We start from the raw sequence: 14,618 nt of genomic DNA, 5'->3' as shown, positions 1-14,618 counted from the left end.
TGTAGGAGCTGCCGCAGGCTGCGATCTTTTGATCCAATGGGGTGAAGGGACCCGTGTCGAGACTGCCAGGCGCAATAATCTGTAAACTCTCCCCCTCTTTCGCCGCCTCTTCATTCCCGCGCGGCCATCACCCTATTTTGTTGCGGAGTCCGCCTTGCGTCTGTTTCACACCTCCGACTGGCACCTTGGGCAAAACCTCCACGGCCAGGAGCGCGATTTCGAGCACGCCTGTTTTCTCGAATGGCTGCTGGGTCAATTGAAACTGGCGCAGCCGGATGTGCTGCTGATCGCCGGTGACATTTTCGACACGGTCAATCCGCCGGTCAAAGCCCAGGAACGCCTCTACGATTTCATCGTCAGCGCGCACGAACAGCAACCGTTGCTGACCATCGTGATGATTGCCGGCAACCACGATTCCGGTTCACGGATCGAACTGCCCGCGCCGTTGATGCGCCGTCTACGCACCCATGCGCTGGGTCGGGTGCTATGGCTGGATGACGGGCAACTGGATGCCGAACGCCTGCTGCTGCCGTTGCCGGATAAAACCGGCGAAATCGCCGCGTGGTGCCTGGCGCTGCCGTTCCTGCGCCCGGCGGAAGTGACCGGCGCGCATTTGGGTGACAACTATTTGCGCGGCATCGGTCAGGTGCATGAATGGCTGATCGAAGCGGCCAACGCCAAGCGCAAACCCGGTCAGGCATTGATTGCCATCAGCCACGCGCACATGGCCGGCGGTTCGGTATCGGAAGACTCCGAGCGCAGCCTGATCATCGGCAATGCCGAAGCGTTGCCCGCCAGCCTGTTCGGGCCGAGCATCAGCTACGTTGCCCTCGGCCATTTGCACAAGCCGCAGAAGGTCAACGGTGAGGAACGCATTCGCTACAGCGGCTCGCCGATTCCGTTGTCGTTCTCCGAGATCGGCTATCAGCACCAGATTCTCGACCTCACCCTCGATGGCGAAAGCCTGGTCAGTGTTGAATCAAAACTGATTCCGCGCTCGGTCAATCTGCAACGCATCGGCCCGGCACCGCTGGCCGAGATCCTCCTGCAACTGGCAGACCTGCCGAACATCGACTTGCTCGCTGAAACCCAGCGCCAGCCGTGGCTGGAGGTGCGCGTGCGCCTCGACGAGCCGCAACCGGATCTGCGCCATCAGGTAGAAAACGCCCTGCAAGGCAAAGCCGTGCGGCTGGTGCGCATCGCCGCCGAATACGCCGGCAACCGTGGCGCTGACGGCGAGGAGGACGGCACCACGCTGATCGAACTCGACCAACTGACGCCGCAAGAACTGTTCAGCCGCGCCTGGCTCGACAACTACGGCAACGAGGTTGATGAGCAGACGCTGAAGGATTTCGCCGAACTGCTGCAAGACGTGCAACTGGAGGGCGAGCAGCCATGAAGATTCTCGCCATTCGGTTGAAAAACCTCGCCTCGCTGGCCGGCCCGTTTGAAATCGATTTCACCGCTGAACCGCTGGCCAGCGCCGGTCTGTTTGCAATCACCGGCCCGACCGGCGCCGGTAAAAGCACCTTGCTTGATGCCTTGTGCCTGGCGCTGTTCGGCGCCGTACCGCGCCTGAACAACACCGGCCGCGATGCGAAAGTCCCGGATGCCGACGGCGAAATCGCCACGGGCGACCCGCGCACCTTGCTGCGTCGCGGCACCGGTGAAGGCTATGCGGAAGTCGATTTCGTCGGTGTCGATGGCCGGCGCTATCGGGCGCGCTGGGAAGCCAATCGCGCTCGCGAGAAGGCCGGCGGCAAGCTGCAAGCCAGCCGTCAGAGCCTGCGCGATATCGATCAGGATCAACTGCTCGCCAGCCAGAAAGGCGAGTACAAAACCCAGCTGGAAACCGCGCTCGGCCTGAACTTCGAACAGTTCACCCGCGCCGTGCTGCTGGCTCAGAGCGAGTTCAGTGCTTTCCTCAAGGCCGACGACAACGACCGTAGCGAACTGCTGGAAAAACTCACCGACACGGCGCTCTACACGCGGCTCGGCCGTCGCGCCTTCGACAAGACCAAAGAGGCCCGCGAAGCGCACAAGCTGTTGCAGGATCAGGCCACTGGCGTCACGCCGCTGAGCGCTGAAGCCCGCGCCGAGCTGGATGAGCGTTTCAACAACGCCCAGCAACAACTGAAACTGCAACAGGCGCAGCTGAAACAGCTTGAGCAGCAGCACACGTGGCTCAAGGATTTACGCCTGTTGCAGGACGCGCAGCACGCCGCCAGCGAGCAACTGCACAGCGCTCAGCAACAACGCGAAGGCCTGGCTGGCGAACGGCTCAAGTTGACGCGACTCGAGCAACTCGGCCCGCAACGCCATCAGTTCGCGCGCAAAAACCAGCTCGATGCGCTGCTGACGCCGTTGGCGGCACAGATCGCCGAACACACTCGCCAGCATGCCGAACTGACTGAGCGCCAGACGCAACTGGAGCAGAATCTCGAAGCAGCGAAAGTCGCACTGAGCGAGGCGCAGCAGCGCCAGTCTGAGAATGCGCCGCTGTTGCGTCAGGCCTTCGAGGAGCAAAGCACCCTCGCCCGTCTGGCCAAGGATGTCGCCGCTGGCGCTGAAACCAAAGCCACTGCACAACAGGCGTGCAGCGACGGTCAGGGCGCGATTCAAGCCTTGCTGGAAAAACAGGTCCAGGTCGCCGAGCGCTTGCAACGCATTGCCGCCGAGCTTGAGCAAAGCGCTCATCTGGCGCCGTTAAGCGATGCGTGGAATGCCTATCGCGATCGTCTGCAGCAGTTGATGCTGATCGGCAATCGCCTGAACAAGGGTCAGGCTGAACTGGCCAGTCTCGAACAGAACGCTGCCCACAGCGCCGAAGCGTTCACCACCCAGAAGCAGCAGCTTGAAGTGCTGTTCAAAGAGGCCGGCGCCGAACCGGATGCCGTCGCCGAGCAGATCGGCATTCTCGGCACGCTGTTGCAGGACAACCGCAAACAGCTGCGCGCCTTTGAAGATTTGTCGCGCCTGTGGGCCAGCCAGCAGGATCTGCACAAGCGCGGCGCCGAGCTGCAACAACGCCAGCTCAGCGCCCAGCAGGAGCGCGAACGCTTGACCCAGGACGGGGTGAAAAGCAAAGCCGAACTGACCGTCGCCGAGCAAACCCTCAACGTCACCCGCGAACTGCTTGAACGCCAGCGCCTCGCGCGCAGTGCCAGCGTCGAAGAGTTGCGCGGGCAGTTGCAGGATGACCAACCGTGCCCGGTGTGCGGGAGCAACGAGCATCCGTATCACCAACCGGAAGCGCTGCTGCAAAGCCTCGGCCGCCACGATGAAAGTGAACAGGCCAACGCGCAGCAAGTGGTCGATCAGCTCAAGGAAAAGCTCATCGAACTGCGCGCCGAAGTCGGCGGCGTCATCGCTCAACAGAAAGAATTGTTGCAACAACAGGAGCAACTGGCCGCCCAGCAACAGGCCTTGGCACCGAGCCTCGATGCTCATCCGCTGTCCGCCCAATTGCTCAATCAAGATGCCGACAAACGCGATGCCTGGCTCAGTCGTCAGAACGAACAGCTCAACCAGAGCATCGCGCAGGACGAACAACGCCAGAGCGCCCTGCTCACTCTGCAACAGGATGCCGCGCGGCTGACGCAACAATTGCGTCAGGCGGAAACCGCGCATCAGCAAGCCGCGCAGCACCTGGGCAATCAGCAGCGCGAACTGAGCAGCGACCGCCAGCGCCTCGACGAGGAACTGACGGCGTTCGCCACTCTACTGCCGGCCGACACCCTTGAAGCCCTGCGCCAGGAACCTGCGGCGACGTTCCTGCAGCTCGACCGGCAGATCGCCGAACGCTTGGCGCAAGTCGAGCAGCAGAAGGAAGAATTGAGCGAGCAGCAGCAACGTCAGCAGACACTGGAGAAAGACCAGGACCGTCAGCAGACGCGCCTGCAACAAGCGCAAATCGCTGAACAGCAGTTCGCCGCGTTAGCCGAGCAACAGCAGCGCTGCCAGGAGAAACTCGCGCAATTGCTTGGCGAGCACAGCTGCGCCGAGCAGTGGCAGCAGCAACTGGAATACGCCGTCGAACAAGCGCGCAACACTGAAACCAGCACGGCGCAGGAGCTGCAAAGCGTGCGCACGCAGCGGGTGCAGACCGGCGCTGAACTGAAGGCGCAGCAGGAGCGTTTGCAGGCGCTGGAAAGCGAAGACCAGGATCTCACCGGCAAGATCGCCGACTGGCGCGCGGGTCATCCCGAGCTGGACGATGGCGGCCTCGAAGACTTGTTGCGGGTCGATGATGCGCAACTCGGCGAACTTCGCCAGCGTCTGCAACTCAACGAAAAAGCGATCGAGCAAGCCTCGGTGTTGTTGCAAGAACGTGAGCGCTTGTTGGTCGACCATCAAGCCCACAGCAATGGCAATCTCGACGCTGAGCAACTCGCCACCGCGCTGGTTGATCTGCAACAGCAGTTCACTGTCAGCGAGCAACAATGCGCCGAACTGCGCGCCGAACAAGTCGAAGATCAGCGCCGGCAGAATGCCAATCAGGCACTGGCGCAGCAGATCGCCGACGCCTATGCCGAATACCAGCGCTGGGCGCGGCTGAGTGCCTTGATCGGTTCGGCCACCGGCGACACCTTCCGCAAGATCGCCCAGGCCTACAACCTCGACCTGCTGGTGCACCACGCCAATGTGCAACTGCGCCAACTGGTCAAACGCTATCGCCTGAAACGCGGCGGCAGCATGCTCGGCTTGTTGGTGATGGACACGGAAATGGGCGACGAACTGCGCTCGGTGCATTCGTTGTCCGGCGGCGAAACGTTCCTCGTGTCGCTAGCGCTGGCGTTGGGTCTGGCATCGATGGCGTCGAGTACGCTGAAAATCGAATCGCTGTTTATCGATGAAGGCTTTGGCAGTCTCGATCCGGAGTCGCTGCAATTGGCGATGGATGCGCTCGACGGCTTGCAGGCGCAAGGCCGCAAGGTCGCGGTGATTTCCCACGTACAGGAAATGCATGAGCGGATCCCGGTGCAGATTCAGGTCCAGCGTCAGGGCAACGGTTTGAGCACCGTGGAGGTGAAATGAACACGCTGTATTCCTTCCGCCGCTGCCCCTACGCGATGCGGGCGCGGATGGCCCTGCGTTATTCCGGCGTGCCAGTGGAGATGGTTGAAGTCAGCCTCAAGGCCAAACCGCCGGAGATGCTGGCGATCTCGCCGAAAGGCACGGTGCCAGTGCTGGATGCCGATGGCCGGGTGATTGATGAGAGCCTGGAAATCATGCACTGGGCGTTGGCGCAGAATGATCCGCAGGGATGGTTGCTGGATGGCGATGCGCGGATTGCCGAATTGATCGAGGCGAATGATCAGGGGTTCAAGGTGCATCTGAACCGCTACAAATATGCCGAGCGCTATCCGGAACAACCGATGGAGGTTTATCGGGCTGAAGGGGCGATGTTTTTGCAGCGGCTGGAGGCGTTGCTCAAGGATCGCGATTACTTGCTGGCTGATCATCCGAGTCTGGCCGATATCGCCTTGCTGCCGTTTGTTCGGCAGTTTGCCCATGTTGATCGCGAGTGGTTTGCGCAGACGCCTTATGTACGGTTGCAGGATTGGTTGCAGCGCTTTCTCGAATCCGAACTCTTCACCTCGATCATGAAAAAGTAACACTCAACTTCCTGCCTGATGAAAAACTGTGGCGAGGGGATTTATCCCCGTTCGGCTGCGAAGCAGTCGTGAAACCATTCTATGCGGTGTGACAGGCAAATTTGAGTTGCAGGATTTGGGGCTGCTTCGCAGCCCAACGGGGATAAATCCCCTCGCCACAATGGATTGCGGTGTCTAGGCGAGTGCATTGCACATCCCAAGCGCCATGCAATCAACTTCGAAGGGACCGAGGAAATTGGTCGAAACCTTCACCGGTGGATTCCCCGCCATCAACCCCAGCGTGTGCGCCCGTTCGATGTTATGCGCGATGGTGTGATTGGCCTCTATGGCCCGCGCCAGCCCTCCCACCGAGCCTTGGCCTATCCCCAGCAATGAAGCGCCGTTGGTCATGACCGCCAGACTGGCAATGACCCAAAGTCTGTAACCTTTCATGCGCCGCCGACTCCTGCGAGTTCAGCCCGGTCGACCGTCACGCTCTGCGAGCGGACTTCGAACTGGATGCCAGGGTGGGCGACGTCAATCGGTGCGCTGAAGCGATGTTCCATTTGCGAGGCGACGCTGACAACGAGCACCACGGCCAGGTAAAGACCGATGGCCAGGTAGGCGCCGCGTTTGGCTGAAGTGATGATTGCGCTGGCCATGGTGTTCTCCCGTGGGCATGTTTCGATGGCCACAGAATCGATCAAAAAAGCTGCGGCAACCACTCAGGGTTTTCCATAGTGAACATCAGCTTCGTTGATTATTTAGCCGGTCTATTTGCGCGTTCGAGAAAACCTATGACGCTACGAAACGCACACGAGGGCGACGGTCTTTACCGATCGTTCCCACGCGCTGCGTGGGAATGCAGCCCGTGATGCTCCGCGTCACTGGACGCAGAGCGTCCCTAGAGGCATTCCCACGCAGAGCGTGGGAACGATCAACAACGATCAACAACGCACACGTGTAGGAGCTGCCGAAGGCTGCGATCTTTTGATTTTGCTTTTTTAAAAACAAGATCAAAAGATCGCAGCCTTCGGCAGCTCCTACAGGGGAATTGTGTGCTGGCGCTCAGTGTTGGCTTTTGTGATCCAGGGCGGCGTAGAAGTTGGCGCTCTGTTGCAGGTATTTCTGGGTGTAGCTCTGGGTGTGGGATTTTTTGCTGGCGATTTCAACGTTGGCACCAGCTGGCAGAACCACGGTGGCGGAGATGGCGGAAGCGGCGATAACGGAGAAGAGATTGAAGTTCATGGCGGTAACCCTCGTGTTCGGTTGGCTTGCTTGCCCGGTTGGGCCGTGAAGCAAACTTAACGCTCGAGGGTTGATCGCTTGAAATGCTTTGTAACGTTAGCGCATATCAGTGCAATTAATACAACCAGACAGGCCCCGTAAACCGGGGCCTGTGGCTTATTGTCGCACTAGAAACTTGAGGTCGCTCGGCGCGTCCATCGGCAGTTTCTGCACGGTTTTGCCAAGCAGACCGGTCTTGCTGTCGCGCTCGACGACAACAATCTGGTTGCTCTTCTGGTTGGCGATCAACAGGAACTTGCCACTCGGATCGAGGCTGAATTCGCGTGGGTGATCACCTTCCACCGAGCGCTTTTGCAGCTCTTTGAGCTGGGCAGTCGCCGGATCGATGCTGAACACCAGCAGTTGATTGGCGGTGCCGCGATTGCTGACGTAGAGGAACTTGCCGTCCGCCGAGGTGTGCAGCGCGGCGCCGGCCTTGTCCGACGTCGGCTGACCTGCAGCCAGATCGACCAATTGGGTCTGGGTCAGCACGCCGTCGTTGTAGTCGAACACCGCGACCTGCGCGCTCATTTCCATGCTCAGCCAGGCGTGCTTGCCGTCAGCGCTGAACAGCAGATGACGCGGGCCACTGCCGGCCGGCAGGGACACCGAGGCGGTTTTCGCCGGGGTCAGCGGCAAGTCCGGATTGGCCTTTGGGTCGAATTTGTAGATGAAAACCTTGTCCGCACCCAGGTCATTGGAGAACACGTAGCGACCGTCCGGCGAGGAAATCGTCGAGTGCACGTGGTTCGAGGCCTGACGCTCAGGATTGACCCGGCTCGCCGGGTGCGCGCTCATCTGTACGACCGGCTTCAGTTTGCCGTCAGCACCGACCGGCAGCACCGCCAGGGTTCCACCCGGATCTTCCATTACCGAATAGTTGCTGACGAACAGGTGGCTGGCGTCAGCGCTGAGGCTCGAATGAGTCGGCTCGTTGCCCAGGCTCTGCACCTGATTGATCAGGCTCAGCGCGTGAGTCTTCGGATCGATCGCATAGCTGCTGACGCGGCCGACCGGGTCTTTCTGGCCCGGGCCGTTTTCATTGACCACGAACAGACGATGCTGGTCTTTGGACAAGGTCAGCCACGACGGGTTTTCGCTCTTGACCACTTGCAATGGCTTGGCATCGATCTGGCCGGTGGCGCTGTCGAAGTTCATGCGATAGATGCCTTGGCTGGTGCCGGCGGTGTAGGAGCCGACCAGCAACTGGAAGCTTTCTGCAGATGCCGTGGACAGGCCCATGGCACCGACGCTGCCGGCCATCAGCAGCGGCCAGAATTTACGCATTTTCATCAGTGTCATCCTCGTCGTCGCTGCTGCTGACTACATCGCCATGACAAACCAGGCGATGTTCGCCGATCGCTTTGGTTTCGTTGAAATAGCCGACGATCAACCAGCTCTGCAAAGAGTCATCGAAGGTTGCCGCGGCAACCTGCGCCGGAGTGAATTCCCAATGCTTGGCCGCTCGGCCGTCGATGCATTCGATGTGCAGGTTATCGTCTTCATCGAGGGCGAACTCGAAGGCGTGCAGGCCGTCGATTTCGACCATACCGCAGTGTTCGAGGGCGTTGAGAAGGGTTTGGGCAGTCATGGCAAACAGTCTTTCTAGGGGGGAAAGGGCCAATGATAGCTCATGGCGCCCCACTCCCCCTGTAGGAGCTGCCGAAGGCTGCGATCTTTTGATTTTGTTTTTAAGATCAAGATCAAAAAATCGCAGCCTGCGGCAGCTCCTACAGGGGTGTTTTTCAGAGAGCTTCGCGGCTGGGTTTACCGTCGACCAGGCGCTGGATGCGCAGCGGGTTGGCGTTTTTCAGGGGTTCGGGCAGCAAGCTGTCCGGGTAGTTCTGGAAACACACCGGGCGCAGGAAACGGTCGATGGCCAGCGTGCCGACGGAGGTGCCGCGCGCATCGGATGTCGCCGGATACGGCCCACCGTGGACCATCGAATCGCACACCTCGACACCGGTCGGATAACCGTTAAGCAGAATCCGCCCGACCTTCTGCTCCAGCAACGGCGTCAGTTCGGCGAAGCGCTCGAAGTCCGCCAGCTCGCCGATAATTGTCGCCGTCAGTTGCCCGTGCAGGCCGTGTAGTGCAGCGCTGAGTTGCGCCTTGTCGGCCACTTCGACAATCACCGTGGTCGGGCCAAACACTTCTTCCTGCAGCACTTCATCGCCATCGATCAACAGGCTGGCATCGGCCTTGAACAACTGCGGCTGCGCCTGATTGCCCTGCTGCGGATGACCGGCCAGATGCTCGATGCCGGGATGCGCCAACAGCTTCTGCAAGCCTTTGCCGTAGCTGCCGAGGGTGCCGGCGTTAAGCATGGTTTGCGCCGGTTGATCAGCGATCAAACCCGCTACCTGCTGCACGAACGCGCTGAACTGTGGCGAGCGGATGCCGATCACCAGACCCGGATTGGTACAGAACTGACCGCAGCCCTGCACCACCGACGCAGTCAGGTCGCGAGCAACCGTTTCGGAACGTTCAGCCAATGCCTGCGGCAAGACAATCACCGGATTGATGCTCGACATCTCGGCGAACACCGGGATCGGTTGCGCACGCGCGGCGGCCATGTCGCACAACGCACGTCCACCCTTGAGCGAACCGGTGAAGCCGACCGCCTGAATCGCCGGGTGCTTGACCAGCCATTCACCGACGCCACCACCGTAGATCATGTTGAACACGCCGGCAGGCATGGCGGTTTTTTCGGCGGCGCGGATCAGCGCATCGGCGACCAGTTCTGCTGTCGCCATGTGCCCGCTATGGGCCTTGAACACCACCGGGCAACCGGCGGCCAGCGCTGAAGCGGTGTCGCCGCCAGCAGTGGAAAATGCCAGCGGGAAATTGCTTGCGCCGAACACCGCCACAGGGCCGAGGCCGATTCGGTATTGACGCAAATCCGGGCGCGGCAATGGTTGACGATCCAGCAACGGCAGATCGATCCGCGCACCGTAGAAATCGCCACGGCGCAGCACTTTGGCGAACAGCCGCATCTGCCCGCTGGTACGCCCGCGCTCACCCTGAATGCGCCCCGCCGGCAAGGCGGTTTCGCGGCAGACCACAGCGACGAAGTCATCACCCAGCGCATCGATTTCATCGGCAATCGCGTCGAGAAATTGCGCGCGGCGTTCGGCGCTGAGGCTGCGATAGGCCGGGTACGCGGCAGCGGCAGCCTTGGCGGCGGCGTCGACTTCTTCCACCGTGGCCTGAATGAAATCGTGGGGCAGTTGCTCGCCCGTCGTGGCGTCGACCGATTGCAGTTTTACATTGCCAGCGGCGCTGCGCTGACCGCCGATGTAGTTGTGACCGAGAATCTGAGTCATGGGATCTCCTTAAAGGGTGCCGATGCTGTCCGGTTCAAACGCCGCAGGAACCGGGACGATGCCGTTGACCAGCGGCGCGCCGAATTCGGCCTGGCTGATTTCGAAGACGTCGCCCGGTTGGGTGCGGATGCCGTCGGCAAACGACAGGGTCGCGGTGCCGAAAAAGTGAATGTGCACATCGCCCGGACGGAGGAACTGGCTGTATTTGAAGTGGTGGTATTCGAGGTTGGCGAGGCTGTGGCACATGTTCGCCTCGCCGCTGAGAAACTCGTTCTGCCAGAGCACTTCGCCGTCCCGCAGGATGCGACTGGTGCCTGTCAGATGTTGAGGCAGTTCGCCGGTGCGAAGTTCCGGGCCGTAGCTGCAGCTGCGCAGTTTCGAGTGCGCGAGGTACAGGTAATTCTTGCGCTCCATGATGTGATCGGAGAATTCGTTGCCGACCGCGAAGCCCAAGCGATAAGGCTTGCCGTCGTTGCCGATGAGGTACAGGCCGGCCATCTCCGGTTCTTCGCCAGCGTCTTCGGCAAACGGCGGTACCGGGAACGGCTGGCCGGGACGGACGACGATGCTGCCGTCGCCTTTGTAGAACCATTCCGGCTGCACACCGGCCTGCCCCGCCGCCGGTTTGCCGCCCTCCACGCCCCATTTGAAGATACGCATGGTGTCGGTCATCGTCGCTTCGTCGCCGGCCTGCTGGTGCATTTTGTCGCGCGCCGAGGCGCTGCCCAAATGGGTCAAACCGGTGCCGCTGATCAACATGTGCGCCGGGTCCGGGTGGTCGAGTGGCGGCAGGATGCGCAGTTGCGACAGCAGTTCGGCATAGTCGTGGCTGATGCCAAGGCCCAAGGTTTGCACTTGCTGCTCAAGGGTGTTGCCGGCCTCGATGGCGGCGAGCGCCAGATCGCGCACTGTGCGGGCGTCCTGCACTTCGCGCACCAGACCGTTGTCGACCACGCCGACGCGGCGTTCGCGGTTGCTTAATTCGAATTGAATCAGATGCATGTTCTTCTCCTATTCCCTCAAAAACACCGCTGATCCCCTGTGGGAGCGAGCCTGCTCGCGAAAGCGGTGTGTCAGTCGCCTCAAATGTTGAATGTACCTGCCTCTTCGCGAGCAGGCTCGCTCCCACAAGGGGCCAGTGTTTGGCTGTCAGGTGCGGGTGGCGCCGCGGGCGCTGGCGGCGAATTGGTCGACTGGAAGGACGTGTTTGCGTTCCAGCACGCGGTAGACGATTGCGGTCAGGATCAAACCGAAGACCATCACCCCCGAGAGGAAGTACAGGCCGGACGCGAGGTTGCCGGTGTATTCCTTCAACGCCCCAATCACGAATGGCCCGATATACCCGCCCAGATTCCCCACCGAATTAATCAAGGCAATCCCCGCCGCCGCGCTCGCGCCGGCAAAAAAGCGCCCAGGCAAAGTCCAGAACACTGCCGTGCAGGAAAACAGCGCAAACGCCACCAGACACAACGCTGCCAGTTGCGCCACCGGCAACGACAGCCACGCGCTCATGAACAGACCAATCGCGCCCAGCACATAGAGGACGGCGAGATGCCCGTAACGATCATTCAATCGGTCGGAGCTGCGCGGCACGATCAACAAGCCGATGATCCCGAAGATGTACGGTACCGACGAGACGAAACCGGTGACCAGATCGCTGCCGCCAAACTGTTTGATCAACGTCGGCAACCACAGGCCCAAGCCATAAATGCTCAACGTCACCGGCAGATAAAACAGCGCCAGCAGCAACACGCGTTTGTCTTTCAGCGCATGCAGCGGGTTGCCGTGGCGGGTCTGGCCGTATGCCTGCAGATCCTTTTTCAGCTCGCCGGTCAGCCAGTCCTTTTCCGCCTGATCCATCCACTGCACTTGCTGCGGGCCGTCCGGCAACCAGCGCAAGACCGGCCAGGTCAGCAGGATCGCCGGCGTGCCGATGACGATGAACAGCCACTGCCAGCCGTGCAGACCGAGGACACCGTCCATACCGAGCAAACCGCCGGAAACCGGGCCGGTAATCATCATCGCGATGGGCTGAGAAAGGATGAACAGGCCGAGGATCTTGCCGCGATGGCGCACCGGGAACCATTGGGTGATGTAGTAGAGAACGCCGGGGAAGAACCCCGCTTCAGCCGCGCCGAGCAGAAAGCGCATCACGTAGAAACTGTGCGGCCCTTGGACGAAGGCCATGCCGATGGTGATGGCGCCCCAGGTGATCATGATTCGCGCAAACCAGCGTCGTGCGCCGAAACGTTCGAGCATCAGGTTGCTGGGGATTTCGAGAAGGAAGTAACCAATGAAGAACAGCCCGGCGCCGAGGCCATAAGCCGCATCGCCAATGCCGATGTCGGCGCCCATGTGCAGCTTGGCGAAGCCGACGGCGGAGCGATCCACATAGGCGATCAGGTACAGCAGGATCAGGAAGGGAATCAGTTTCAGCGTGATGCGCCGGATTAGCCGCAGTTCCTGGCTCATGAGATCGGTCTCCGATTGTTGTTTTTATAGAACCTCGGGGGACGCCTCTCACGGAAAACCGTCAGGGCCAACCCTCCGTCGAAAACGACTATATAGTAATACTAATTCACCAACAACACTTCCAAACCTAGGATTTTGCGCTTAGATTAGGCCGTAGCTTGAACACTATAGTCATACAATAAGAGAATCGATCATGTCTGATAAGAAACCCACCCTGCGCTCCGCCCAATGGTTTGGCACGGCCGACAAGAACGGCTTCATGTACCGCAGCTGGATGAAGAATCAGGGCATCGCCGACCACCAGTTCCACGGCAAGCCGATCATCGGCATCTGCAACACCTGGTCGGAACTGACCCCGTGCAACGCGCACTTCCGCCAGATCGCGGAGCACGTCAAACGCGGGGTGATCGAGGCCGGTGGGTTTCCGGTGGAATTCCCGGTGTTCTCCAATGGCGAATCGAACCTGCGCCCGACCGCCATGCTCACTCGCAACCTGGCGAGCATGGACGTTGAAGAAGCGATTCGCGGCAACCCGATCGACGGCGTCGTGCTGCTGACCGGTTGCGACAAAACCACCCCGGCACTGTTGATGGGCGCGGCCAGTTGCGACGTGCCGGCCATCGTCGTCACCGGCGGGCCGATGCTCAACGGCAAGCACAAGGGCAAGGACATCGGTTCCGGCACGGTGGTCTGGCAGCTCAGCGAACAGGTCAAGGCTGGCACCATCACGATTGACGATTTCCTTGCGGCCGAGGGCGGCATGTCGCGTTCGGCGGGCACCTGCAACACCATGGGCACCGCATCGACGATGGCCTGCATGGCTGAAGCGCTCGGCACGTCCTTGCCGCACAACGCGGCGATTCCGGCGGTGGATGCGCGGCGTTATGTGTTGGCGCACATGTCCGGCATGCGTGCCGTAGAGATGGTTCGCGAAGATTTGAAACTGTCTAAGATTCTGACTAAAGAAGCCTTCGAGAATGCTATCCGCGTGAACGCCGCCATCGGTGGTTCGACCAACGCGGTGATTCACTTGAAAGCCATTGCCGGGCGCATCGGTGTCGAGCTGGATCTGGATGACTGGACGCGCATGGGGCGCGGCATGCCGACCATTGTCGACCTGCAACCGTCGGGGCGTTTTCTGATGGAAGAGTTCTATTACGCCGGTGGTTTGCCCGCAGTATTGCGTCGCCTCGGTGAAGCCAATCTGATTCCTCATCCGAATGCGCTGACGGTGAACGGCAAGTCCATCGGCGAGAACACCAAGGACGCGCCGATCTATGGCGAAGACGAAGTGATCCGCACGCTCGACAATCCGATCCGCGCCGACGGCGGGATTTGTGTATTGCGCGGCAACCTGGCGCCGCTGGGTGCGGTGCTCAAGCCGTCCGCTGCAACGCCGGAACTGATGCAGCATCGCGGTCGTGCGGTGGTGTTTGAGAACTTCGACATGTACAAGGCGCGGATCAATGATCCGGAGCTGGATGTCGACAAGGATTCGATTCTGGTGATGAAGAACTGCGGGCCGAAGGGTTATCCGGGCATGGCCGAAGTCGGCAACATGGGGCTGCCGGCCAAGTTGCTGGCGCAGGGTGTGACGGACATGGTGCGTATTTCCGATGCGCGGATGAGCGGCACCGCGTACGGCACGGTGGTCTTGCACGTGGCGCCGGAAGCGGCGGCTGGCGGGCCTTTGGCGACAGTGAAGGAAGGCGACTGGATCGAGCTGGACTGCGCCACTGGCCGTTTGCACCTGGATATTCCGGATGCGGAACTGGCGGCGCGGATGGCGGATCTGCAACCACCGCAGCAATTGTTGGTGGGCGGCTATCGTCAGTTGTACATCGACCATGTGCTGCAAGCGGATCAGGGCTGTGACTTTGATTTCCTGGTGGGTTGCCGAGGGGCTGAAGTGCCTCGTCATTCTCACTAAGAGCAA

At 60.6% G+C, this 14,618-nt stretch carries 12 protein-coding genes; 4 read left to right on the top strand and 8 right to left on the bottom strand.

What is annotated here, in order from left to right; translation table 11 throughout:
* The first annotated feature begins 154 nt into the window (after positions 1-154).
* The 3 genes from C2E19_RS13540 to C2E19_RS13530 are packed head-to-tail and all read left to right on the top strand — an operon-like array spanning position 155 to position 5,618.
* On the top strand, positions 155-1,399 hold the full coding sequence (locus C2E19_RS13540; protein WP_129392967.1) for an exonuclease SbcCD subunit D C-terminal domain-containing protein: 1,245 nt from the start codon (positions 155-157) through the stop codon (positions 1,397-1,399).
* Positions 1,396-5,037, top strand: coding sequence for an SbcC/MukB-like Walker B domain-containing protein (locus C2E19_RS13535; RefSeq protein ID WP_129392964.1), 3,642 nt, complete (start codon positions 1,396-1,398; stop codon positions 5,035-5,037). The genes C2E19_RS13540 and C2E19_RS13535 overlap by 4 nt, the downstream gene beginning before the upstream one ends.
* Positions 5,034-5,618 carry a glutathione S-transferase gene (locus C2E19_RS13530; RefSeq protein WP_129392961.1) on the top strand — a complete coding sequence of 195 codons (585 nt, stop codon included), beginning with the start codon at positions 5,034-5,036 and terminating at the stop codon, positions 5,616-5,618. The genes C2E19_RS13535 and C2E19_RS13530 overlap by 4 nt, the downstream gene beginning before the upstream one ends.
* 174 nt (positions 5,619-5,792) lie before the next feature.
* Here the strand turns inward: C2E19_RS13530 and C2E19_RS13525 are convergent, their stop codons facing one another.
* The 8 genes from C2E19_RS13525 to C2E19_RS13490 form a co-directional block, all read right to left on the bottom strand.
* Positions 5,793-6,050, bottom strand: coding sequence for a hypothetical protein (locus tag C2E19_RS13525; protein ID WP_129392958.1), 258 nt, complete (start codon positions 6,048-6,050; stop codon positions 5,793-5,795).
* A complete protein-coding gene (locus C2E19_RS13520) occupies positions 6,047-6,259 on the bottom strand; it encodes a hypothetical protein (protein WP_129392955.1) in 213 nt (70 codons plus the stop codon). The genes C2E19_RS13525 and C2E19_RS13520 overlap by 4 nt, the downstream gene beginning before the upstream one ends.
* A gap of 406 nt (positions 6,260-6,665) precedes the next feature.
* Positions 6,666-6,845, bottom strand: coding sequence for a hypothetical protein (locus C2E19_RS13515; protein WP_129392952.1), 180 nt, complete (start codon positions 6,843-6,845; stop codon positions 6,666-6,668).
* A 156-nt stretch (positions 6,846-7,001) separates the two neighbouring features.
* Positions 7,002-8,177, bottom strand: coding sequence for a lactonase family protein (locus C2E19_RS13510; protein WP_129392949.1), 1,176 nt, complete (start codon positions 8,175-8,177; stop codon positions 7,002-7,004).
* Positions 8,164-8,475, bottom strand: a complete 312-nt coding sequence (locus C2E19_RS13505; RefSeq protein ID WP_008088034.1) for a DUF5629 family protein — start codon at positions 8,473-8,475, stop codon at positions 8,164-8,166. Before C2E19_RS13505 ends, C2E19_RS13510 begins: the two co-directional genes overlap by 14 nt.
* Before the next feature lie 154 nt (positions 8,476-8,629).
* Positions 8,630-10,210, bottom strand: a complete 1,581-nt coding sequence (locus C2E19_RS13500; protein WP_129392946.1) for an aldehyde dehydrogenase (NADP(+)) — start codon at positions 10,208-10,210, stop codon at positions 8,630-8,632.
* Positions 10,211-10,219: 9 nt separating this feature from the next.
* Positions 10,220-11,212 carry an AraD1 family protein gene (gene araD1, locus C2E19_RS13495; RefSeq protein ID WP_129392943.1) on the bottom strand — a complete coding sequence of 331 codons (993 nt, stop codon included), beginning with the start codon at positions 11,210-11,212 and terminating at the stop codon, positions 10,220-10,222.
* Positions 11,213-11,359: 147 nt separating this feature from the next.
* Positions 11,360-12,682 carry an MFS transporter gene (locus C2E19_RS13490; protein ID WP_129392940.1) on the bottom strand — a complete coding sequence of 441 codons (1,323 nt, stop codon included), beginning with the start codon at positions 12,680-12,682 and terminating at the stop codon, positions 11,360-11,362.
* Positions 12,683-12,875: 193 nt separating this feature from the next.
* Here C2E19_RS13490 and C2E19_RS13485 point away from each other — a divergent pair, with 193 nt between their 5' ends.
* Positions 12,876-14,612: an IlvD/Edd family dehydratase gene (locus tag C2E19_RS13485; protein WP_053121166.1), complete on the top strand. Its 1,737-nt coding sequence runs from the start codon at positions 12,876-12,878 to the stop codon at positions 14,610-14,612.
* Positions 14,613-14,618: the final 6 nt, after the last annotated feature.

The sequence above is a fragment of the Pseudomonas sp. DTU12.3 genome (assembly GCF_004124275.1).
In the GTDB taxonomy this organism is placed as follows: Bacteria; Pseudomonadota; Gammaproteobacteria; order Pseudomonadales; family Pseudomonadaceae; genus Aquipseudomonas; species Aquipseudomonas helmanticensis.
This window is presented reverse-complemented; position numbering and strand designations above follow the sequence as displayed.

Coding starts and splice junctions, on each gene's coding strand:
- C2E19_RS13535 (WP_129392964.1), top strand. CDS start 1,396: ATGAAGATTCTCGCCATTCGGTTGAAAAACCTCGCCTCGCTGGCCGGC.
- C2E19_RS13530 (WP_129392961.1), top strand. CDS start 5,034: ATGAACACGCTGTATTCCTTCCGCCGCTGCCCCTACGCGATGCGGGCG.
- C2E19_RS13525 (WP_129392958.1), bottom strand. CDS start 6,050: ATGAAAGGTTACAGACTTTGGGTCATTGCCAGTCTGGCGGTCATGACC.
- C2E19_RS13520 (WP_129392955.1), bottom strand. CDS start 6,259: ATGGCCAGCGCAATCATCACTTCAGCCAAACGCGGCGCCTACCTGGCC.
- C2E19_RS13515 (WP_129392952.1), bottom strand. CDS start 6,845: ATGAACTTCAATCTCTTCTCCGTTATCGCCGCTTCCGCCATCTCCGCC.
- C2E19_RS13510 (WP_129392949.1), bottom strand. CDS start 8,177: ATGAAAATGCGTAAATTCTGGCCGCTGCTGATGGCCGGCAGCGTCGGT.
- C2E19_RS13505 (WP_008088034.1), bottom strand. CDS start 8,475: ATGACTGCCCAAACCCTTCTCAACGCCCTCGAACACTGCGGTATGGTC.
- C2E19_RS13500 (WP_129392946.1), bottom strand. CDS start 10,210: ATGACTCAGATTCTCGGTCACAACTACATCGGCGGTCAGCGCAGCGCC.
- araD1 (WP_129392943.1), bottom strand. CDS start 11,212: ATGCATCTGATTCAATTCGAATTAAGCAACCGCGAACGCCGCGTCGGC.
- C2E19_RS13490 (WP_129392940.1), bottom strand. CDS start 12,682: ATGAGCCAGGAACTGCGGCTAATCCGGCGCATCACGCTGAAACTGATT.
- C2E19_RS13485 (WP_053121166.1), top strand. CDS start 12,876: ATGTCTGATAAGAAACCCACCCTGCGCTCCGCCCAATGGTTTGGCACG.